This is a genomic window from Vagococcus xieshaowenii (genome assembly GCF_004792515.1).
Lineage (GTDB): Bacteria > Bacillota > Bacilli > Lactobacillales > Vagococcaceae > Vagococcus_A > Vagococcus_A xieshaowenii.
Window position 1 is genome coordinate 1,598,721 of record NZ_CP038865.1, and the last position, 20,480, is coordinate 1,619,200.

Genomic DNA, 20,480 nt, shown 5'->3' on the forward strand with positions numbered 1-20,480 from the left:
ATCTGTTATTCTTCTGTTTTAACAACACTTAATGTTAATTCAGCTAATTGTGCATCAGATACCATGCTTGGTGCACTATTTAATGGGTCAATTGCGCGATTATTTTTAGGGAACGCAATGACTTCACGAATATTATCTTCGCCAGCTAATAGCATCGCTAAACGGTCTAATCCTAACGCAATCCCTCCATGTGGTGGGAATCCTAATTCTAGCGCTTCTAACAAGAAACCAAATTGGTTGTTGGCTTCTTCTTTCGTAAATCCAACGACTTCAAGTACTTTTTCTTGCAATTCACGCGTATAAATACGGCTTGAACCGCCACCTAATTCATAACCGTTTAATACTACATCATACGCTTCAGCGTAGACTTTTTCAGGAGCTGTTTCTAATAACGGAATATCTTCTGCTTTAGGGCGAGTAAATGGATGATGCGCTGCGACATAGCGTCCTGCTTCTTCATCATACTCAAGTAATGGCCAATCAACGATCCATAAGAAGTTATAAGAAGTTGGATCAATTAGATCTAATTCTTTGGCTAAACGAGAACGTAATGCGCCTAAAGAAGCTGCTACGACAGGTGATTCATCAGCGACAAATAAAATTAAATCTCCAACGTTCGCATCAACATGTGCGATAATTTCAGCTTGTTTGTCAGTTAAGAACTTAGCAATTGGTCCATTTAAGCCTTCTTCTGTTACTTTAACCCATGCTAATCCTTTAGCGCCAAATTGTGATAGATCTTTTCCTAATGCATCTAAATCTTTACGAGAATATTTATCCGCAGCTTGAGGTGCCACAATCGCTTTGACCTGGCCGCCATTTTCTAAAGCTGATTTGAAGACTTTGAATTCCACATCACTGACAACAGGTGCCATATCGATTAATTCTAAGCCAAAACGTGTATCAGGTTTATCTGAACCAAAGCGCGCCATTGCTTCTTGATAACTCATACGTGGGAATGGAGCTGAAATTTCAACATTTAGCACTTCTTTCATCACATTCACTAACATATTTTCTGTTAATGTTTGAATATCTTCTGGTTCTAGGAAACTTGTTTCAATATCGACCTGCGTAAATTCTGGTTGACGGTCTCCACGTAAATCTTCGTCACGGAAACAACGTGCAATTTGATAATAACGATCTACGCCAGCCCCCATTAATAATTGCTTACGTAATTGTGGTGATTGTGGTAAAGCATAAAAATGGCCACTGTTCACACGAGATGGCACTAAATAATCACGTGCGCCTTCTGGTGTTGATTTATCTAAGTAAGGTGTTTCTACTTCTAAGAAAGCTTCTTCATTTAAGAAATTACGGATTGCTTTACTTGCTTGATGTCTGATTTTTAAATTGTTTAACATTTTTGGACGACGTAAATCAATATAACGATATTGTAAACGTGTCTCTGTGTTAACATTTCCTTCATCATCAATTGTAAATGGCGGTGTTTTCGCTTCATTTAAAATAACTACTTCACTGGCTAATACTTCAATTTCACCAGTTTTCATGTTAGGATTGATGGCACCTTCACGTGCTACCACTTCCCCTGTTACTTCAATAACATATTCAGAACGACAGTTATCAGCAACTTCCCATGCACTTTTGGCATTTTCAGGGTTAACAACGACTTGGACAATTCCTTCTCGGTCACGTAAATCAATAAAAATTAAACCACCTAAATCACGACGTTTTTGAACCCATCCTTTTAGCGTTACTGTTTGACCGATGACTTCTTTTGAGACTAATCCTGCATACATTGTACGTTTACTCATAATTTCCACCTTTTCTATTTAACAAATGATTCATTTGCCATCATTTCTTGATATACGTTTGCAAAGTCGCTATAGACTTCTGCAAGTGGTACTGTTTTTTCAATACCTGCTGACATATTTTTTACTTGAACAACTTGTTGTTCAAGCTCGTTGCCACCTAATGTCATGACCAATTTAGCTTTCAAACGATTGGCTGTCTTGAACTGAGCTTTTGCTCCTCTTGAAAGGAAATCGCGTTCAGCTGAGAAGTTGCCTTGACGAATCGTTTGAACTAATTTTAATGTTTCAACGTTGGTTTCTTCACCCAATCCAACAATATATACATCTAACGGTTGTTCCACCGGTAAAGAGCCACCTTCTGCATCAATGGCTAACAGTGTTCGTTCAATACCTAAACCAAAACCAAAGCCTGGTGTCTCAGGACCACCTAGCTCTTCAACTAATCCACTATAGCGACCACCACCACCTACAGCGATTGGATCATCAAAGACTTTGGCTTCACTCATCACTTCAAAAATCGTATCATTATAGTAATCTAATCCACGAACCATACGATGATCAATTGCATACGTCACATTCATCACATCTAACATCTCTTTAACCGTATCAAAATGTTTTTGTGAGTCTTCTGTTAAAAAGTCTAAAATAGACGGTGCATTTTTTACAATTTCAATATCCTTTTTATCTTTACTATCTAAGATACGCAAAGGATTTTTTTCAAAACGATTTTTTGAATCCGCACTTAATTCTTCATAAAAAGGTGTTAAATAGTCGATTAATCCTTGACGGTAATTTGCGCGACTTTCTTTATCACCTAAAGAGTTAATCACTAATTTTAGCTCTTTCAAGCCGATTTCTCGGTAAAAATCAAGTGCCATCATCATCACTTCTACATCAGTTGCTGGATTTTTGCTTCCAAATACTTCTACGCCAATTTGATGGAACTGACGTAAGCGACCTGTTTTTGGACGCTCGTAACGGAACATAGGACCAATATAATAAGTTTTATACGGTTTTTGGAACTCTGGTCCGTATAATTTATTCTCAACAAATGCACGTACAACAGGGGCTGTCCCTTCAGGACGTAACGTGACGTGACGATCTCCTTTGTCATAAAAGTCATACATCTCTTTTGATACGATATCCGTCGTATCCCCTACACTACGAGAGATGACTTCATAATGTTCGAACATTGGGGTTCTAATTTCATGAAATTGATAGTTTTTAAAAATGTCGCGTGCTTTACCTTCGACAAATTGCCACTTTTCAACGTCACCTGGCAAGATATCTGAAGTACCTCTAGGTTTTTGATAACTACTCATATTTGTCCTCCTTAATCTACAAAAAAAGCCCTTGTTTAATAAAACAAGGACGAATGAATTCACACGTGGTACCACCTAATTTGAAAGAGACTTACGCCTACTTTCCTCTCTAACGATATAACGCCTCGTACGCGAGATGGTTTGATCAACATCTATCTCCAGAGTGTCCTTCCCTCATTCTCAATGGAACAACTTTCAGCTACGATTGTTCTCTCTTTAACATCTTAAAATAGGTACTCTCTCTATCATCGATTTTAATTTCTTTGTCTACTCAAAGGTACAAGAAAATCACTCATTTGTCAAGGAAGGCAAGCCTTTTAAGATAAAAGATTCTCATTTAATAACAACTTAACCTGTGAATAAAATTTCACACTATTTGATATATTGCTTTCCTCTTTTTTTTGTTATAATAATAAGCAGTTCAAACTCCACGGAGGAAAGTATGTTAAAAAAAATATTAAAAAAACCAACGATAAAGCTACTAATGATTCATTTAGCGATGATTGCCGCTATTTTATTAGCCTTTGTTACCTATAAACCAAAAGATTTAGTCACTATTGAAACCCTAGCACTTAATGTGCGTCTAGGCCCAGGGTTAGATTATGATATTACCTCCCAAGTTAAAAAAGGGGATAAAGTTGAAGTATTAGAAGAAAAAGATAAGTGGTTCCATGTCGTATTACCCAACAGTACAAAAGGTTGGATTGCTAGTTGGTTGATTGCCGAAAATAGTGCAAGTACCGCTGTCACTAGTATTAAAGCAACCGTCAATACCGATGACACCAATTTGCGTGAAAAAGCTAATACCGATAGCGATGTCGTAGTAAAAGTCAAAAAAGATACGCCAGTCTTGATTACTAATGAGGCTAATGGTTGGTCGCAAGTAGAAGTAGATGGTAAAAGTGGTTGGATTTTCTCAGACTTATTGACTCTAACAGAAGAAAAAAATAAAGAAAATCCTAAAGATAAACCAATCACAACAAAACCAACTATCAAAAAAGTTTATGCTAGACAAGATGACATTAAAATCCGTCAAGAAGCATCCATTGATGGCTTAGTTATTGCAACATCTAACATAGGACAACCGATGGACGTTGTTGCTGAAGAAGGTGACTGGTATCAAGTTAAAACAGAAGATGGCCAAATTGGTTATGTTGCAAATTGGGTCGTTTCAACTGCTAAACAACTGGGTAATAGTAGTGTCAGTTCAATTGCCGAAGCAACTATCATGTTAGACCCTGGTCATGGCGGAACGGACGTTGGTTCAATTAGTCCAGATGAAACCATCTATGAAAAAACGATTACCTTTGCAACAGCTAACTATGTAAAAGAAGCTTTACAAACACTTGGAGCAAACGTCATGATGACACGCAGTGACGATGTTTTAGTTCCTTTATCTGAAATAGCAAATAAGAGCAATCGAGCAAGTGTTGATGCTTTTATTAGCTTCCATTACGACTCAACAGAAGGCGCTAATACCGCATCTGGTACCAAAACTTATTACTATGATGACACAGATAAGCTATTTGCAAGTATCATTAACAATTCACTAGCCGAAACACTCCCTTTGCCTAACCGTGGTGTTGATTTTGGTGACTACCAAGTCTTACGTGAAAATGATCGACCGGCTGTCTTACTTGAGTTAGGCTTCATGAATAATTCAAATGATTTAGCAGAATTTAGTACAAAATCTTATCAGAAGAAAGTCGCTCAAGCAGTCGCTCAAGCCTTAACAGAATATTTTGAATAACAATAAAGAACCTGTCCTATCTTATGATAGAACAGGTTCTTTATTTATAATGTTTTATTTCTTTACATCTTGTATTTATATTCCTTTTTGCTCGGTATCAAATAAGATAGTCACCGGCCCGTCATTGATAAGCGAAACCTTCATATCTGCACCAAATTGACCTGTCGATACGTCTAAACCTTCGCTTCTTAATGTTTCATTGAAGTATTCATACATTGCCTTCGCTTCGCTAGGTTTTTCTGCTTCTACAAAACTTGGGCGATTACCTTTTTTAGTATTCGCTAATAGTGTAAACTGTGATATCGATAAAATCTTTCCATGAACATCTTTAATCCCTAAGTTCATCTTGCCTTCCTCATCTTCAAAAACACGTAAGTTAGCAATTTTTCGGACTAAATAATCAGCATCTTCTGTGGTATCACCTTGTTTGACACCTAATAAAATCATATAGCCTTGGTTGATAGCTGAAATGATTTCACCATCAACGGATACACTTGCTTCAGTAACTCTTTGAACAACTGCCTTCATTAGATTAACCCCTATCCTTTTGTTCGGCGAACGCTATAAACATCTGGTACACTTTTAATTTTATCCACTAAGCGTTCTAAATGACTTAAATTCTTAATACTTACACGTAATTGAATCGTTGCGGTATTATTTTTTCCTTGGCGTGCTTCAACACCCATTAAGTTTTTGGTTGCGCCATTTACAATATTCAAGACATCATTCAATAAGCCATTACGGTTATAGCAATAAATTTCAATGTTTGCGACATATTCTTTCGTTGAATTAACTGCTAAAGTATCTTCCCATTCTACTTCTATCAAACGTTGTTGTGTATCTTCACTTTGATTCACATTTGGGCAATCTTTACGATGAATCGAAACGCCTCGACCTTTTGTAATATAGCCTACAATCTCATCTCCGGGCACCGGATTACAACAACCACTGATACGAACAAGTAGATTTTCAATGCCTTGAATGACGATACCACCTTCATGACGGACTTTCATCACATCTTTTTCTTTCTTAGGTGGTTGCTTCAACATCTCTTCCATTTTTTCTTGTTTCTTTGTTTCTTCGCGTTTACGACGCTCATCTTCAGTCAAGCGATTTGCCATCGTTAACGGTGTTACTTCACCATTTCCAATCACGGCATACATTTCATCTTCAGAATTAAAATGATACTTCTCTAGCATTTCTTGAACGTTTGCTTTAGACAATACTTCCTTCAAATTATAATCGAGCGAAACTAATTGTTTTTCAAGTAATTCTTTTCCTTTAGCAATATTAAAATCGCGGTCTTGTTCTTTAAAGAAACGACGTATTTTGTTTTTTGCACGAGATGTGGTCACCATATTAATCCAGTCACGACTAGGACCAAATGAATTACTAGAGGTTAGCACCTCAATGATGTCACCATTCTTCAACTTATAATCTAGCGGCACCATCTTACCATTAATTTTTGCCCCAGTCGTTTTGTTGCCGACTTCGGTATGAACGTTATAAGCAAAATCTAGTGGGCCTGATCCTTGTGGTAACTCGGTGACGTCACCTTTAGGCGTAAATACATAGACTTTATCTTTAAAAATATCGCCTTTTACCCCTTCCATAAAGTCAGACGCATTACTACTTTCATCTTGTAATTCAATTAATTCTCTAAACCAACTTAATTGTTTTGTTTCATTATTTTCTTCAACTTTGTCTGTCTTACCTTCTTTATAAGCCCAGTGAGCGGCTACCCCAAACTCAGCAATTTCATGCATTTCATGCGTACGAATTTGAATTTCAATAGGGTTTCCTTTTGGCCCAATAACAGTCGTATGAAGGGATTGATACATATTAGCTTTTGGCATCGCAATATAATCTTTAAATCTACCTGGCATTGGTTTCCATTTTGTATGAATTGCCCCTAAAACAGCATAACAATCCTTAATGGTATCAACCAAAACACGGATCGCCAACAAATCATAGATTTCTTCGAATTCTTTCTTTTGATCCTTCATTTTACAATAGATAGAATAAATATGCTTTGGACGACCATAGATTTGACCATAAATGCCTAACTCTTCTGTGGCTTCACGAATTTCCTCGACGGTGCCATCAATATAAGCTTCACGTTCATCACGCTTAGAATTCATCAATGAAACAATACGATAATACTGTTGTGGGTTCAAATAGCGTAATGCCGTATCTTCTAATTCCCATTTGATTCTACTAATCCCCAAACGATGAGCAAGAGGAGCATAAATTTCAATCGTTTCTTTAGCAATACGACGTTGTTTATCTTCTCGTAAGTGTTTCAACGTACGCATATTGTGTAAGCGGTCTGCCAATTTCACCATAATAACACGTAAATCTTTTGACATAGCCATCAACATTTTGCGGTGATTCTCTGCTAATTGTTCTTCATGTGATTTATATTTAATTTTCCCTAATTTGGTAACACCATCGACTAACATCGAAACTGTCGCCCCAAATTCTTCGGTCAACTGCTCTAATGTTACATCCGTATCTTCTACTACGTCATGTAAAAAACCAGTCGCCACTGTATAAGGATCCATTCTAAGTTCGGCTAAAATCCCCGCTACTTGAATCGGATGGATAATATATTCTTCCCCAGATTTTCTTACTTGTCCTTCATGTGCTTCCTTGGCAAAATCACTGGCTTTTTTCACAAACGCAACATGCTCTGGGTTCATATATTTTGAAATAAGCTTCATAATGTCGTCGGCTGTTAAATTTTTTTCTTTTGGCATTGGCTTCACTCCCCTTACAATCGTTTAAAAAAAACACACCTAACGTGTGCCTCATCGTGATAGTTTGTTAATATTATAACGATTAATACGTATTTTTTCAATGAAAGCCCACTAATTCCAGGTGATTTTGCCTTTTATTGTGAAAAAAGCAAAAAGCTGATAATGCTAGTAAAGATACTTTCATTATCAGCTACTTCTATTATTTATTGTCCTTGTAATTCTAAATGATAACTTAACGCGCTCAACGCATAAAATGGTGCTGTTTCCGTACGCAAGATACGTGGTCCTAACGCACAAACTTTAGCGCCTCGTGATTCAAATTGGGTGATTTCTTTTGGCGTAATCCCACCTTCAGGACCGAAAATAAAGGCGATTTTTTCACCTGGTTGAATCTCCTTAAAGGTTTGAACTAATTGCGCGTGCTCGCCTTCTTTGGCCGCTTCTTCAAACGCTACTAAGACATGATCATAGTGAGCGAGCATGTTATACATTTCATTGATATCGGCTAACAACAAGACATCCGGTGAAATACTGCGATGTGACTGCTCAGCCGCTTCACGGGCAATCTTTTCAAGACGTTCTTGTTTTTGTAAACGTTTCTTATCATTCCATTTCACAATAGATGTTTTACTTGGGAAACCTACAATATGATGTGCACCTAATTCAGTTGATTTTTGCGTAATTAATTCTAATTTGTCTCCTTTAGGCAATCCACAAAACAACGTCACATCGACAGGTAATTCTGTCGATTGATGGATATGTTCCACAACTTTCATTAATAAGTGATCATCTAATATCTCGGTCACTTCCGCTTTCACAACCACTTCTTCATCAAAAACTAAGTAAGCTTGTTGTTCAACTTTCATACGCATCACTCGCGACATATGATGAAAAATTTCACCGTCAATGGCAATGGCTTGCTCATCTACTTCGCTAATAGCTTTCAGCATAAAGTAACGTTGCATGATTATTCCTCGTCTTTCACAGGTTTTTCAAAGACTAACGCTAACCAATCTTGTTGTTGGAATTTTTGGACTAGTTGGAAACCAACTTCATTCATTTTTTCCATAATGGTTGGTTCTTTTTCTGTAATAATGCCTGACACGATAAATTTACCGCCTTCTGGTAATAACGCCCAAGCGTCTTCAATCATTAATAAAATAATATGCGGTAAAATATTGGCCACAATCACATCTGCCATAATATCAATCCCCTTCAATAAATCGTTAGGCGCAATTTTTACATCTTTAGCCACTGGGTTTAGATCAATATTTTGTTGGGCAGAAGCAACCGCCACTTCATCTAAGTCATATGCGTAGACATCGCTTGCTCCAAAATGTTTCGCTGCAATACTTAAAATACCTGAACCTGTACCGACATCAAGCAATGTTTCGCCGCCACGTAAATAACTTTCTAATGCGTGTAACGTTAAAAACGTCGTTGGATGCGTTCCTGTCCCAAAGGCCATACCTGGATCCATATAAATAATACGCTCATCTGCATGTTTTGGTTCATATGTCTCCCATTCAGGAACAATCGTTAAGAAACGACTAACTTGAATCGGATGATAATATTTTTTCCAGGCTTTTTCCCAATTTTTTTCAGCTACTTCATGAGTCGACACTTCCCCTAATCCAATATTTAGACCGTATTCTGGCAATTTGGCTACCTGTTCTTTGATGATTGGTAATACTTCTGGCAAGAAAATTGTTTCAGGGAAATAAGCAATTACTTGTGCGCCTTGACGAATGTGTTCAATTTCTTCTTTATTGATGTACTCACCAAATCTATCTTCCACATAATTAACTAAATCTTGTGCATCTTCTATTGCCACACCACTTGCGCCAGCTTCCATTAATATATTAGAAATAGCTTCCACAGCTTCGGTTTCTGTTATTACTTTCACTTCTGTCCAGTTCATGTTTGTTTCCTCATTTCTTAATATCTAGGGTATGGCCATTCCGTTTGACCTTGAGATTTAGCTAATTGCTCTGCTTCAATCGCCGCAAACGCGTCTTGATCCCAATATAGTTCAAATACTTCTTGTGTTTCATCTTGTAAGAAGTCCATCAAATCACTTTCACCTTGTGCAACAACTTGATATAAGTATTTAGCAATCGCTGTGATGGTGCCTTGCTTCATTCCTTTTTTGCCGGCATAAGGTAAGACTGCTAGATAATCATCTGGATCACCTGTGAATTTACCTTCTGGTGCTAAAAGAATCGCATCTTCAAATTCAATCACTTCTTCTTCTGATTCAATGCCATCCAAGTCAGCAATCGTCACGCTTTTATTGTTATGTGCATACAACACTACCATCACTTCTACAGTATGGGCCTTGGTATTCCAGTCAATAGCAAAATCATAATCTTGCATTTCTTTTTCTAATTGTTTATCTAAATATTCTAACATGTTCATTTTTTTCATCGTTAAATTCCTCTCTTGTTTCGTCTTACCTATCATACTAGAAAACTGCTCACAACGCTATATATCTATTATATGGTTCTATTGAAAAAATTTATATGACTCTTTGAACGTAACCAAATAAAAACGAAAACATTTAAAATTTCACTACATACAAAAAAGCGCTATAAAGTAGAAGGAAATCTTTTCCCATAACTACTTTATAGCGCGTCTGTCATTTCATGCTTTGATCTATTATACTACTTAAACATCTGTGGATTATTTTTTGAATAATTTATCTAATTCATCTGCTATAAACTGCACTTCTGTTCCAACAATTACTTGATAATTTTTTTCATCAATTTTCTTCATACCTGGAACACCTGAAGATTTTATTTTTGATTCATTAACTAAGTTTGTATCTTTTAAAACTAATCTTAAACGAGTGGTACAATTATCAATTGAAACAATATTATCTTTCCCACCTAAGCCTTCATAGATTGTTGCAGCCATAGCTGAAACACCATTATTATCTCCTTGTGAGCCTGTTTCTTGCTCGACTTCTTTATCTCTACCAGGCGTCATAATATTAAACTTTTTAATTGTAAAATCAAATAAGAAGTAATATAAAACTGCCATGACTAATCCTTGCACTATTAACATCCATGGTTGATTAGCTATTGGATTTCTTAAACTTAAAACAAAATCAATTAATCCAGCACTAAACGCAAAGCCCGCTGTCCAATGAAACAATGCAGAAATTAATAAAGAAATCCCTGTCAATACCGCATGTAATACATACAACGGCCACGCTACAAACATGAATGAAAATTCTAACGGTTCAGTAATTCCAGTAAAGAATGATGCAAATCCTGCAGCTAACATTAAAGAGGCTGTGGCTTTTTTATTCTCTGGTAAAGCATTTCGATAAATAGCATATGCCCCTGCTGGTAGACCAAACATCATCACTGGGAAAAATCCAGCTTGATACATACCAGTAATGCCTTTTTCTCCTGTTCCTCCCAAGAAGTTCCCTATGTCATTAATGCCAGCAACATCGAACCAAAAAACAGAATTTAACGCATGATGCAATCCTGTTGGAATAAGCAAACGATTAAAGAAGCCATAAATACCAGCTCCAAGAGCTCCCATACCAACAATCATTTCACCAAATGCCACAAGGCCACCAAAAACGATTGGCCAAACAAAAATTAAAATAGCTGAAATAATTGTCATAGCTACTGCTGACATAATTGGCGCTAAACGTTTACCACTAAAAAATGATAAGGCCATTGGTAATTTCGTTTTACTAAATCTATTGTACATTGAAGACGCCACTAAACCAGATAAAATACCGATAAAAGCATTATCAATTTTTCCAAATGCTACATCAACACTTTCAACATCAATATGTTTTAACGCTGCTATCGTGTCAGGTGATAATAACTTTGTGATGACCAAAAATGCAACCAACCCACTAAGTGCAGCAGAGCCATCTTTATCTTTTGACATCCCTAATGCTAGTCCTACAGCAAAGATAATCGGTAACTTATCAATAATTGCTAATCCTGCATTTCCTAGAAAAACTGCAACTGTATTTGGATTACCTCCCTGCATCAATGCTGGATCAATCATATATCCTATTCCTACTAATAAGGCTGCTGCTGGTAATACTGCCACCGGCAACATTAACGATTTCCCCATTCTTTGTAAGTATGCTTTCATACTACTTCCTCCTAATTTAAACTTTATTAAACAAATTATTATATTATAAGATATTTAAAAAATCAATTTAGATGCCGAACACCGTTGACTTGGTGCTGCTTCTAACTTATCTTCTATATTCAAATAATTTATTGTTAAATTATTTCTTGTCTTTTTATTTAATTGAGAAATAAATTCTCTACAATATGATTACATAGACCTATCAAAATAAGTATGGTTTTATCTAATTCATCAAAGATTTTTCGCATTAATCTCATCAAAACTTTAGGAAGGAAACTCATGAAGTAAATCGTATAGTTAGTTGGATTTGAAACTATTAGGGTCTCAGTGTTTTCAAGTGAGGTTCAAAAGAATAGGTTACTTTATTACATTAAGTAAGATAATTGAATTTATGAATCTGATTCAAAATAGCGCGTAATTCAGAAAATCTAATTAACTCGTCAAAAGTTGCTGATAAATGTAGTGAAGAATTAGCGATAACATAAATTACTATTAGATAGCTATAAAAAAATCCAGAAAGATTTTTTCTGGATTCTACAATAGAGAAAAGACATGCTTATATAATTAATTCTATAAGTATTTTTCTCATTACAACTTATCAGATAACCAATATAACGGTCAGCTTCAATGATTACTTACCTACTAAAGCTAATATAATCAGTACCACACTTCCTACAATAAGACTTCCAAAAAGAAGTGGATGTTGAAAAAGAAACTCTAAAGCATACATTACAGCAGCAATTATTATCCCAATAATAATAACCCAAGTAATACACCCACAACCTTCTTCCTCATCAGGTACTTCTATTATTTCCTGAAAAATCCTTCCGCCCTTAAGTGCCAAATAATCAAATCCTCTCTTTTATATTAAACATCCGTTTATAATACATTATAATAAAAAAAATAAAATAATAATATACTATTTCAAAAAAAATTATTCAATATTTCTTATCTTATTACCACAAAAATAATTAATAAAAATAGAATTTTAAACCTACATAATCATATAAAAGATTAAAACATTATCCGAAATATTTACATATTAGTTAAAAGCATGGCACTCTTATCATTTTTTACTTTTAAGATGCACAAATTCCCTATCACAATTCCCCTTATGTTTGCTAGTCAAATCTTGTCATATAGCTATGCTATAATGTTACTAAGAATAGATGAAAAGGAGGTCGTTTCATGCAACAACCATTAGCTTTTCGTATGCGACCAAGAACCATTGATGAAGTCTTTGGACAACAGCATCTCGTAGGTGAGGGGAAAATCATCCATCGTATGGTAGAAGCCAAGATGCTGTCTTCCATGATTTTATATGGGCCACCCGGCACAGGGAAAACTAGTATCGCAAGTGCCATTGCTGGTTCCACTCGTTTTGCCTTTCGTATGTTAAACGCCGCTACAGATACCAAAAAAGACCTACAAATAGTTGCTGAGGAAGCCAAAATGAGTGGTACCGTCATTTTATTATTAGATGAAGTCCATCGTTTAGACAAAACAAAACAAGACTTTCTCTTACCTTATTTAGAAAACGGCAAAATCATTATGATTGGCGCAACAACTGAAAATCCCTATATTAGTATAAATCCCGCGATTCGTAGTCGTTGCCAAATTTTTGAAGTAAAACCATTATCAGAAAGTGACATTCAAGCAGCCATCCAGCTAGCCTTAACAGATACAGAGCGGGGGTTAGGTAACTATCCAACACACTTAACACCAGAAGCACGACAGCACTTATCACGAGCGACCAACGGTGATTTAAGAAGTGCTCTAAATGGTTTGGAATTAGCGGTCAAATCAACACATGCTGACGAAGATGGAACGATTCAACTCACGTTACCTGTAATCGAAGAATGTGTGCAACGTAAAGCCTTGACCCATGACAAAAAAGGGGACGCTCATTATGATGTCATTTCTGCTTTACAAAAATCCATTCGTGGAAGCGACGTTGATGCCGCCATGCACTATTTGGCTCGACTAGTAGAAGCTGGCGACTTAGTCAGTATTTGTCGTCGACTGATGGTGATTGGCTATGAAGATATTGGATTGGGTAATCCAGCCGCTGCAGCCAGAACAGTCACGGCGGTTCAAGCTGCCGAAAAATTAGGTTTTCCTGAAGCGCGCATTCCACTTGCTCAAGCAGTCGTAGACTTATGTCTATCACCCAAATCTAATAGTGCCTACTTGGCAATTGACAGTGCCTTAGCGGATATTCGTAATGGGTTTGTTGGCGAAATCCCACCTCATCTCAAAGACAGCCACTACCAAGGCGCTGCTGATTTAGGCCGTGGCATAGGCTATCAATACCCCCACGATACACCTGAATCATGGGTTGATCAGCAATACTTACCTACAGGCATGACCAATAAGCATTACTATGAACCAAAAGTGACCGGAAAATATGAACAAGCACTCGCCCAACGCTATCAATACTTAGAACAAAAGAAAAAAAATCGTCATTAATCTTGTTAAAAAAGAAAATACCGTATTTACAACGTTTATTAAAGGGATTATTAATAGATTAATAGAAATCCCTTTCAATTTTATTTTTATTGAGTATTCTTCATTGCCTGATTTTTTTTTTTATGCTAACATTGTCTTAAGGAAATCTGTAATGTACGCGTCGTTTCACTTCTGTGTTGACCGAACATTTTTAGTATTATATCGGGATTCAAACTGATTAAAAAGAAAACAAGCCTTTTCACTTGGAAGTTTGACGTTTATTCTATGAAACCCACCTGCATTACTGGCGGGTTCAATACTACGAATCGACTAACGGCATGGACGGATTTCTTATTTATTAAAACAATTTCAAGCAATTTGCCCACTAGCAAATTGCTTTTTATTTAAATATCTTTTTCCCTAGGAGCTTATACATGGTAAGAATTTTATTAATTTTCTTAATGATTATGCTAGTCATTATAGGGCTAGTCTTAAAAACAAAAATACCAGCAATCACAAAAATTGCTAGTAATGAACAAGCCAAAATTAAATTAACACAGTTATTCAAACAGCTAGTAAACGCCTTGATGATACTAGCCGTGGTAGGACTTTTATTTGTCTATTTAAACACAAAAGTGAGTGCGTTGCTTTATATTGCAATCATCATGTTAACATCTGCTTATTTCAGCATCATGTTAGCAAAGCAAATAGAGGCAAAATAACAAGGGTAAGTTGGTGATGACAAGTGGATGGTAATCAGTATAAACGTATTTTAGTCGCAGTAGATGGCACAGATTCAGCTGAAAAAGCTTTGAAACAAGGAATCGATATGGCAAAAAAATTCAATGCTGAATTATTTATTGCCCATATCATTGATACAAGGGCCTTTCAAAGTATTTCTTCTTATGATGAAGAAACCGAGCAAATTGCTAGTGCAATGGCCAATCAAACACTTTCTGAGTATGCGATTCAAGCAAGCAAAGCAGGTGTGTCACAAGTAACGACTATCTTACGATACGGAATTCCAAAAAAAGTTTTAGCCTACAACTTAATTGAAGAACACCACATTGATTTAGTCTTACTAGGCAGCACTAATTCAAAAATGTTTGAAAAAATGTTCCTTGGTTCCTTAAGCAATTATTTAACTAAACATGCCACTTGTGATGTGGTGACAATCGATTAGCCTTTATACAAAATAAAAAGCATCTTGCCAAATATGATATTTGGCAAGATGCTTTTTTCATTATTTTTAGCCTATAACATAGAACACACTTGAAGCTTTTTTGGTAATATGGCACGATGACGAAAATTACTCAAAAGCTTGACGTGGCTTCAATTGCTTTATCCTACTATTATCAATTCCTTATTATAATGATTTAGATTCTCATAGCCATCTTCTGTGGCAATAATTAAATCTTCAATGCGGACACCGATATCGCCTTGAATGTAGATACCTGGTTCGATTGAAAAGATGTTGCCTGGTTCTACTACACGATCGTTAGCGGCTGAAACATCTCCTGCTTCATGACACTCGATACCAATAAAATGACCTGTACGATGAGTAAAGTACTCACCATAACCTTTTTCGGTAATATAATCACGCGCTGCAGCATCAATTTCACTAAATTTCACGCCTGGTTTGACCATTTCAATTGCACGTTTATTTGCTTCTAATACAATCTCATAAATGTCACGATGACGATCAGAGACTTCTTTATAAAAGACAGTACGTGTCATATCTGAACAGTAGTTATCTTTTACACCACCGATATCAATAATCACAGCATCCCCTGGCTTAACGCGATCTTCATTCGTTTCATGATGAGGATCCGCTCCATTTGCACCATACGCAACAATCGGTTCAAAGGCCATGCCAGAATTGCCTAATTCTTTGTATATTTCGGCTAATTTTTCAGTCATTTCTAACTCTGTCAACTCTTCTGGTAATAAGTTAATTAATCGTCCTACTGCTTCGTCGTTGTCACGAGAAGCTGCACGCATCAATTCTTTTTCCTCTTCTGTCTTATGAGCACGAACATCATCCATAATTTCAGAGCCTAACACAAACTCACTCACTTCTTTTCCTGTTTGTTGCATTAATGCTAATAAGAACTTGGCAGGCCATATTTTATCGACCCCAATTTTTCCATTTTCTAAATGACTAGCCACTATTTCAATGCCATTATCTACATCATCAATATAGACAATCTCAATCCCTAACGCACGTTTGATTTGGAACATTTTGTTCACAATTAAAGCATGCTTACCATCTTCACGAATGATCAATGCCAATAAACGCTCCCCAGCGTGAATCCATTCAGATGTTAAATAAAAAATAGCTGCAGGATCACTTACAATGATTTGACTAACCTGTCGTTCCTTCATCAATTCTAAGACATTTGATAAACGTTCTTGTTTCATTATTCTTTCCTCCCTTTCTAAATCCGTCCCTTAATTTTATCACAAAAAGAAAAGGACTGTGTCAAAATCGCACAATCCTTTTATATAAATTATATACTTGTTTTTTTATAGTAAACATAACCCGCTAAACAAAATAGGAAACAAAAAACAATAAAAATAGGCACATAAACGGGGTTGGTAATCACACCACCTACAATAATCATGATACTTCCTATAATACCAAATAGTGGACAAATTAATCCTTTGAAGACACTTTTGATTTCTTTAGCTAGATACATACGGATAACCTGAAGATAAAGTACTGGGTAACATACATAGCCAAATACGATTGCAATTTCACTAATATCACTACCAGGGAGTAAATTTAGCTTTTGCGTCACGTAATGAATCAACATCCATACCAACGCCAATATAAGCGATAATACAAAGGATGCTTTAGATAACTTTTTCTTTGGATCGATTTGAGCAATTTTTTTTGACCCTGGCATCATGTTTTTACTAGCTAGCGCTTGAGGCATTCGAATATTTCCCATAGTCAAACCATTAATCACTCCTACAACCGATATCACAACAAATAGTGTAATTAATACCGCTCCTGTCTTACCAAGTAACGCTTGTCCTACTTGATAAATAGCTTGATCTCCCACAGATAAAATATAATCCGATCCTAGAATGTTATTTAATCCAACAAAATATAAGACATACGCCGTTAACACAATGAGTGGCCCAATTAATAGTGCAAGAGGCATATTACGTTTTGAATCTTTTACTTCATGACTAATAGTCGTCGTGATATTCCATCCATCATAAGAAAAGGCTACCGGAGCCAGTGCGGCTAGCCACGCAAAACCTCCCACTGATTTCACTTCCACAGCTGTTTGTGCAACTACATCTGGACGCCAAAATAACCCAAGAATTGCAATCCCAATTAATGGAATTAGTTTAACAAACGTCGTTAACTCCTGAAATTTCCCACCGATTTTAGATGACCAATAATTCATTCCAAAAATAACAACTAAGTACAACGTCCCTACTAAAACTTCCTTTTCTAAACTAGCATCGATACCAAGCATAATAAGTGTATAAACACCTGCTACCCAAGACACAACGACTGTAATAGTTGGCACATATAAAAAGGTTTGAAACCAACCAAACGCACTTGCAACATGACTCGAAACAAATTCTTCATAGTAAGCCACCATTCCACCACTACGATTTGTTCTAATGGCTAATTCAGACAAACTCAAGCTTCCAAAAATAATACTAAAAGCTCCCAAACACAATACGACGACACCTAATGTCACGCTTCCACCTGTATAACGTAAGATATCATCGGCTTTAAAAAATATTCCTGATCCAATACAAATTCCCACAATCATCGTAATTGCAGTCATTAGACCATACTGATGTTGATTTTCTTTCTCCATGACCTGTCTCCTAATTTTATAGATAGGTGAAATTATAACACATATTAGATGGCGAAACAGTATCTTTCATGAAAAAAACATACCTTTAATCCTCAACTTTAATCATAAACAAACTTCGGTAAATATAACACAAGTGATACTTACCATTTCAATTGAGATGTCTTACCTGAATTCTCATATATTAACTCTTTTTGTGAGGCAGGGATGTTCAACTGATAATAAATTGGACCAATATTAGGGTAAAAACCCGCTTTGGTAAATGCCTTATCTTTTAATACATAAGTATACGCAAAAATTTCTGGTTCTTCTACCCCTTCATCAAAGTGAAGCAACGCTGAATCTAATGAGACATTATAAACCGTATGATAAAATTTAATATAGCAAACGGGATCATTTTTTCCTAAATAGTCTAAATGATCCCTCACAACCACTTCTTCTCTCTCATACAGAACAAACGAATTAAGCGCCTCAATGTGTTTTATTTTTGGCGTTATTTTGGTCATCTCATGATTTTTATCACCTACTAGTAAACTCTTTTCAAATTTTTGTGTGACATAAGGAATTTTTTCTATATTATCGAGGTAAAAATGATACCTTTTTACTTTGACCATTATATAAACACTCAAAGATAACATTACTACTAAACAACTACTAATGGTTTGTTTAGCTTGTTTAGGATGACTTTTAATAAAGTATAGCAAGCAAAAAATAATCACAAATAAAAAACACAACATCAACAAAACCAGCCAAGCCAATTGTTGTTTAACAAAAACCTCACCATCTAACCACATCTGAACATCCATCAATTGCCACCTCTTTTCCCTTTGTACTGATAATAAAATTATAGGATGATTAATGAACAAAAGAAACAAAAAAACCTCTAGCGTTATTAGCTAAAGGTTTCAAGTCTTAATTAAAAAACGGATTATGTGCTTGCTCAAAACCAATCGTACTTGGTCCACGGTGTCCTGGGTAGATAGTATAATGCTCTGGCAAAGTGAACAATTTTGTTCGAATACCTGATAATAACGTATCACTGTCACCTGTAGGTAAATCAGTTCGACCCACACTTCCAGCAAACAATGCATCTCCTGTGACAACAAAATCTGCCTCTGGAAAGACAAAACTCACGCCACCATGAGAATGACCTGGTGTGTATAAGACATCAAATTTCATATCACCGATTTCATAAGAACGCTCTTCTAATTCAACTTCTGCTGGTTCACACACAATACTTGCCATTGGACGTAATCCTGATAGGTTCAATTTATCATCCTGTAGCCAAGCTTGTTCCAATGGATGAACAGATACTGGAATATCATATGTTTGACGTATTTCTTCCAATGCACCAATATGATCATAGTGTGTATGCGTTAATAAAATAGCAACGGGTTGACGACCAATCTCCTCTACTTTTGCTTTGATACGATCCGCATCTTCACCTGGATCAACGATAATCATTGAGTGTTCATTATAAATAAAGTAACAGTTTGCTTCAACTGGTCCAGTTGTCATACCTTGAATTTCAATCATTTAATTAACTCCTTTAATTCAATTTTTCAACTAATTACTCTGATTATAACGCAAAAATCTTAGAGAACCAACCGATTAAACTAGTAAGATGTATAATGTAGAATAATCTCTTTTAGTAATTCCGTACCGCCTACAAACGTTCTTGAATCATAGTATTCGATGAAATCAGGCGTAAAAGTATACAATTGTGCCAAACCAGCATGTGACTCTTTTGAATAGTTGCCCCACGCAAGACTAATCCACGCTTTGTGTCTCTCAAAAATAGTCTTTGCAACATCTGATGGAATCAACAGTGTTTGATTATTTTTTAGTAACACTAATAACTCAGCTTCATTGGATTGCCACGTTTGATAGTCCGCTTCACTTAAATTTAATAATTGCTCTTTTGATAAATCAACTGCCAATTCACCATACTTTTCTCGCGCCTCTTGACCATAAATTTGGTCTTGGTCTATGACCTCTTTTTTGAATGCTTCAAATTTTTGCCTATCACTCATCTCAATCGCTCCTTCTTTTTCTTGAATAAAATCATCCACCAATCGCAACAAATCATCTAACTCCGCTTTTTTTGCTAGCAATGATACACGATGTTCTTTTAATAATGCTAGATAGTCTAAACTTGGATCCTCCAAAACCTTCTGTATTTCCTTAAGCGGTAACCCTAACTCTTTCAAAAATAACAAATGTTGCATCCTCTCAACTTCCGCATGTCCGTATATTCGGTAACCAGACTCATTCACATAACCAGGCTTCAATAACCCAATCTCATCATAGTGACGCAACGCCCTAGCCGTCACCCCCGTCAACTCCGCAAATTCCTTAATCAAATACTCCATACAACCACACCTCCTATCTGACAAATTAAACAATAAACTATGACATAACGTCAAGGTAAAGAACAAAGTGCTTGAGAACGCGTT

Annotated in this window: 17 protein-coding genes, 1 other RNA gene, 1 pseudogene and 1 other annotated feature; of the genes and pseudogenes, 5 read left to right on the forward strand and 14 right to left on the reverse strand. The window is 36.1% G+C overall.

Going from position 1 to position 20,480, the window contains the following annotated elements:
- Positions 1-5: 5 nt before the first annotated feature.
- Both aspS and hisS read right to left on the reverse strand, forming a co-directional pair.
- On the reverse strand, positions 6-1,772 hold the full coding sequence (aspS, locus tag E4Z98_RS07735; protein WP_135253409.1) for an aspartate--tRNA ligase: 1,767 nt from the start codon (positions 1,770-1,772) through the stop codon (positions 6-8).
- A gap of 14 nt (positions 1,773-1,786) precedes the next feature.
- Complete coding sequence (gene hisS, locus E4Z98_RS07740) at positions 1,787-3,094, reverse strand: histidine--tRNA ligase (RefSeq protein ID WP_135253408.1); 1,308 nt, start codon at positions 3,092-3,094, stop codon at positions 1,787-1,789.
- A gap of 42 nt (positions 3,095-3,136) precedes the next feature.
- Positions 3,137-3,352: a binding site (T-box leader), on the reverse strand.
- A 184-nt stretch (positions 3,353-3,536) separates the two neighbouring features.
- On the opposite strand from hisS, the gene E4Z98_RS07745 reads away from it, so the two are divergent.
- Positions 3,537-4,844: an N-acetylmuramoyl-L-alanine amidase family protein gene (locus tag E4Z98_RS07745; RefSeq protein ID WP_135253407.1), complete on the forward strand. Its 1,308-nt coding sequence runs from the start codon at positions 3,537-3,539 to the stop codon at positions 4,842-4,844.
- 75 nt (positions 4,845-4,919) lie between these two features.
- Here E4Z98_RS07745 and dtd read toward each other — a convergent pair whose 3' ends face one another.
- The 7 genes and pseudogenes from dtd to E4Z98_RS07780 all read right to left on the reverse strand — a co-directional run bounded on the left by dtd (position 4,920) and on the right by E4Z98_RS07780 (position 12,575).
- Positions 4,920-5,372, reverse strand: a complete 453-nt coding sequence (gene dtd / locus E4Z98_RS07750) for a D-aminoacyl-tRNA deacylase (protein ID WP_135253406.1) — start codon at positions 5,370-5,372, stop codon at positions 4,920-4,922.
- Between the two features lie 11 nt (positions 5,373-5,383).
- Positions 5,384-7,603, reverse strand: coding sequence for a RelA/SpoT family protein (locus E4Z98_RS07755; protein ID WP_135253405.1), 2,220 nt, complete (start codon positions 7,601-7,603; stop codon positions 5,384-5,386).
- Between the two features lie 203 nt (positions 7,604-7,806).
- Positions 7,807-8,568, reverse strand: a complete 762-nt coding sequence (locus tag E4Z98_RS07760) for a 16S rRNA (uracil(1498)-N(3))-methyltransferase (RefSeq protein ID WP_135253404.1) — start codon at positions 8,566-8,568, stop codon at positions 7,807-7,809.
- A gap of 2 nt (positions 8,569-8,570) precedes the next feature.
- A complete protein-coding gene (gene prmA, locus E4Z98_RS07765) occupies positions 8,571-9,524 on the reverse strand; it encodes a 50S ribosomal protein L11 methyltransferase (protein ID WP_135253403.1) in 954 nt (317 codons plus the stop codon).
- 17 nt (positions 9,525-9,541) lie between these two features.
- The gene (locus E4Z98_RS07770) at positions 9,542-10,030 is read right to left on the reverse strand and encodes a DUF3013 family protein (protein ID WP_135253402.1); all 489 of its coding nucleotides are present in this window, start codon (positions 10,028-10,030) and stop codon (positions 9,542-9,544) included.
- A 267-nt stretch (positions 10,031-10,297) separates the two neighbouring features.
- Positions 10,298-11,731 (reverse strand): annotated as a pseudogene (nagE, locus tag E4Z98_RS07775) (N-acetylglucosamine-specific PTS transporter subunit IIBC); the annotation flags it as partial.
- Between the two features lie 631 nt (positions 11,732-12,362).
- Positions 12,363-12,575 (reverse strand): preprotein translocase, SecE subunit domain protein, encoded by a 213-nt coding sequence (locus E4Z98_RS07780; RefSeq protein ID WP_135253400.1) that lies wholly within the window; start codon positions 12,573-12,575, stop codon positions 12,363-12,365.
- A 344-nt stretch (positions 12,576-12,919) separates the two neighbouring features.
- Between E4Z98_RS07780 and E4Z98_RS07785 the strand changes: the two genes are divergently transcribed.
- The 4 genes from E4Z98_RS07785 (at position 12,920) to E4Z98_RS07800 (ending at position 15,362) form a co-directional block, all read left to right on the forward strand.
- Entirely contained in the window at positions 12,920-14,200 is a 1,281-nt protein-coding gene (locus tag E4Z98_RS07785; protein WP_135253399.1) for a replication-associated recombination protein A, read from the forward strand.
- Between the two features lie 140 nt (positions 14,201-14,340).
- Positions 14,341-14,532, forward strand: a non-coding RNA gene (ssrS, locus tag E4Z98_RS07790) — 6S RNA.
- 81 nt (positions 14,533-14,613) lie between these two features.
- A complete protein-coding gene (locus E4Z98_RS07795) occupies positions 14,614-14,901 on the forward strand; it encodes a hypothetical protein (RefSeq protein ID WP_135253398.1) in 288 nt (95 codons plus the stop codon).
- Between the two features lie 23 nt (positions 14,902-14,924).
- Positions 14,925-15,362: a universal stress protein gene (locus tag E4Z98_RS07800; RefSeq protein ID WP_135253397.1), complete on the forward strand. Its 438-nt coding sequence runs from the start codon at positions 14,925-14,927 to the stop codon at positions 15,360-15,362.
- Between the two features lie 158 nt (positions 15,363-15,520).
- Here the strand turns inward: E4Z98_RS07800 and E4Z98_RS07805 are convergent, their stop codons facing one another.
- The 5 genes from E4Z98_RS07805 to E4Z98_RS07825 all read right to left on the reverse strand — a co-directional run bounded on the left by E4Z98_RS07805 (position 15,521) and on the right by E4Z98_RS07825 (position 20,396).
- A complete protein-coding gene (locus E4Z98_RS07805) occupies positions 15,521-16,600 on the reverse strand; it encodes a M24 family metallopeptidase (protein WP_135253396.1) in 1,080 nt (359 codons plus the stop codon).
- Positions 16,601-16,689: 89 nt separating this feature from the next.
- A complete protein-coding gene (locus tag E4Z98_RS07810) occupies positions 16,690-18,027 on the reverse strand; it encodes an APC family permease (RefSeq protein WP_135253395.1) in 1,338 nt (445 codons plus the stop codon).
- A 140-nt stretch (positions 18,028-18,167) separates the two neighbouring features.
- Positions 18,168-18,830: a hypothetical protein gene (locus E4Z98_RS07815; protein ID WP_135253394.1), complete on the reverse strand. Its 663-nt coding sequence runs from the start codon at positions 18,828-18,830 to the stop codon at positions 18,168-18,170.
- 106 nt (positions 18,831-18,936) lie between these two features.
- The gene (locus tag E4Z98_RS07820; protein ID WP_135253393.1) at positions 18,937-19,560 is read right to left on the reverse strand and encodes an MBL fold metallo-hydrolase; all 624 of its coding nucleotides are present in this window, start codon (positions 19,558-19,560) and stop codon (positions 18,937-18,939) included.
- A gap of 80 nt (positions 19,561-19,640) precedes the next feature.
- Complete coding sequence (locus E4Z98_RS07825; RefSeq protein ID WP_135253392.1) at positions 19,641-20,396, reverse strand: MerR family transcriptional regulator; 756 nt, start codon at positions 20,394-20,396, stop codon at positions 19,641-19,643.
- Between the last annotated feature and the right edge of the window lie 84 nt (positions 20,397-20,480).

Excerpts from the sequence above, each read along its gene's own strand:
- prmA (WP_135253403.1), bottom strand. The coding sequence starts at position 9,524 with ATGAACTGGACAGAAGTGAAAGTAATAACAGAAACCGAAGCTGTGGAA.
- E4Z98_RS07785 (WP_135253399.1), top strand. The coding sequence starts at position 12,920 with ATGCAACAACCATTAGCTTTTCGTATGCGACCAAGAACCATTGATGAA.
- E4Z98_RS07795 (WP_135253398.1), top strand. The coding sequence starts at position 14,614 with ATGGTAAGAATTTTATTAATTTTCTTAATGATTATGCTAGTCATTATA.
- E4Z98_RS07825 (WP_135253392.1), bottom strand. The coding sequence starts at position 20,396 with ATGGAGTATTTGATTAAGGAATTTGCGGAGTTGACGGGGGTGACGGCT.
- E4Z98_RS07745 (WP_135253407.1), top strand. The coding sequence starts at position 3,537 with ATGTTAAAAAAAATATTAAAAAAACCAACGATAAAGCTACTAATGATT.
- E4Z98_RS07810 (WP_135253395.1), bottom strand. The coding sequence starts at position 18,027 with ATGGAGAAAGAAAATCAACATCAGTATGGTCTAATGACTGCAATTACG.
- E4Z98_RS07805 (WP_135253396.1), bottom strand. The coding sequence starts at position 16,600 with ATGAAACAAGAACGTTTATCAAATGTCTTAGAATTGATGAAGGAACGA.
- dtd (WP_135253406.1), bottom strand. The coding sequence starts at position 5,372 with ATGAAGGCAGTTGTTCAAAGAGTTACTGAAGCAAGTGTATCCGTTGAT.
- E4Z98_RS07815 (WP_135253394.1), bottom strand. The coding sequence starts at position 18,830 with ATGGATGTTCAGATGTGGTTAGATGGTGAGGTTTTTGTTAAACAACAA.
- E4Z98_RS07820 (WP_135253393.1), bottom strand. The coding sequence starts at position 19,560 with ATGATTGAAATTCAAGGTATGACAACTGGACCAGTTGAAGCAAACTGT.
- aspS (WP_135253409.1), bottom strand. The coding sequence starts at position 1,772 with ATGAGTAAACGTACAATGTATGCAGGATTAGTCTCAAAAGAAGTCATC.
- E4Z98_RS07755 (WP_135253405.1), bottom strand. The coding sequence starts at position 7,603 with ATGCCAAAAGAAAAAAATTTAACAGCCGACGACATTATGAAGCTTATT.
- E4Z98_RS07770 (WP_135253402.1), bottom strand. The coding sequence starts at position 10,030 with ATGAAAAAAATGAACATGTTAGAATATTTAGATAAACAATTAGAAAAA.
- hisS (WP_135253408.1), bottom strand. The coding sequence starts at position 3,094 with ATGAGTAGTTATCAAAAACCTAGAGGTACTTCAGATATCTTGCCAGGT.
- E4Z98_RS07760 (WP_135253404.1), bottom strand. The coding sequence starts at position 8,568 with ATGCAACGTTACTTTATGCTGAAAGCTATTAGCGAAGTAGATGAGCAA.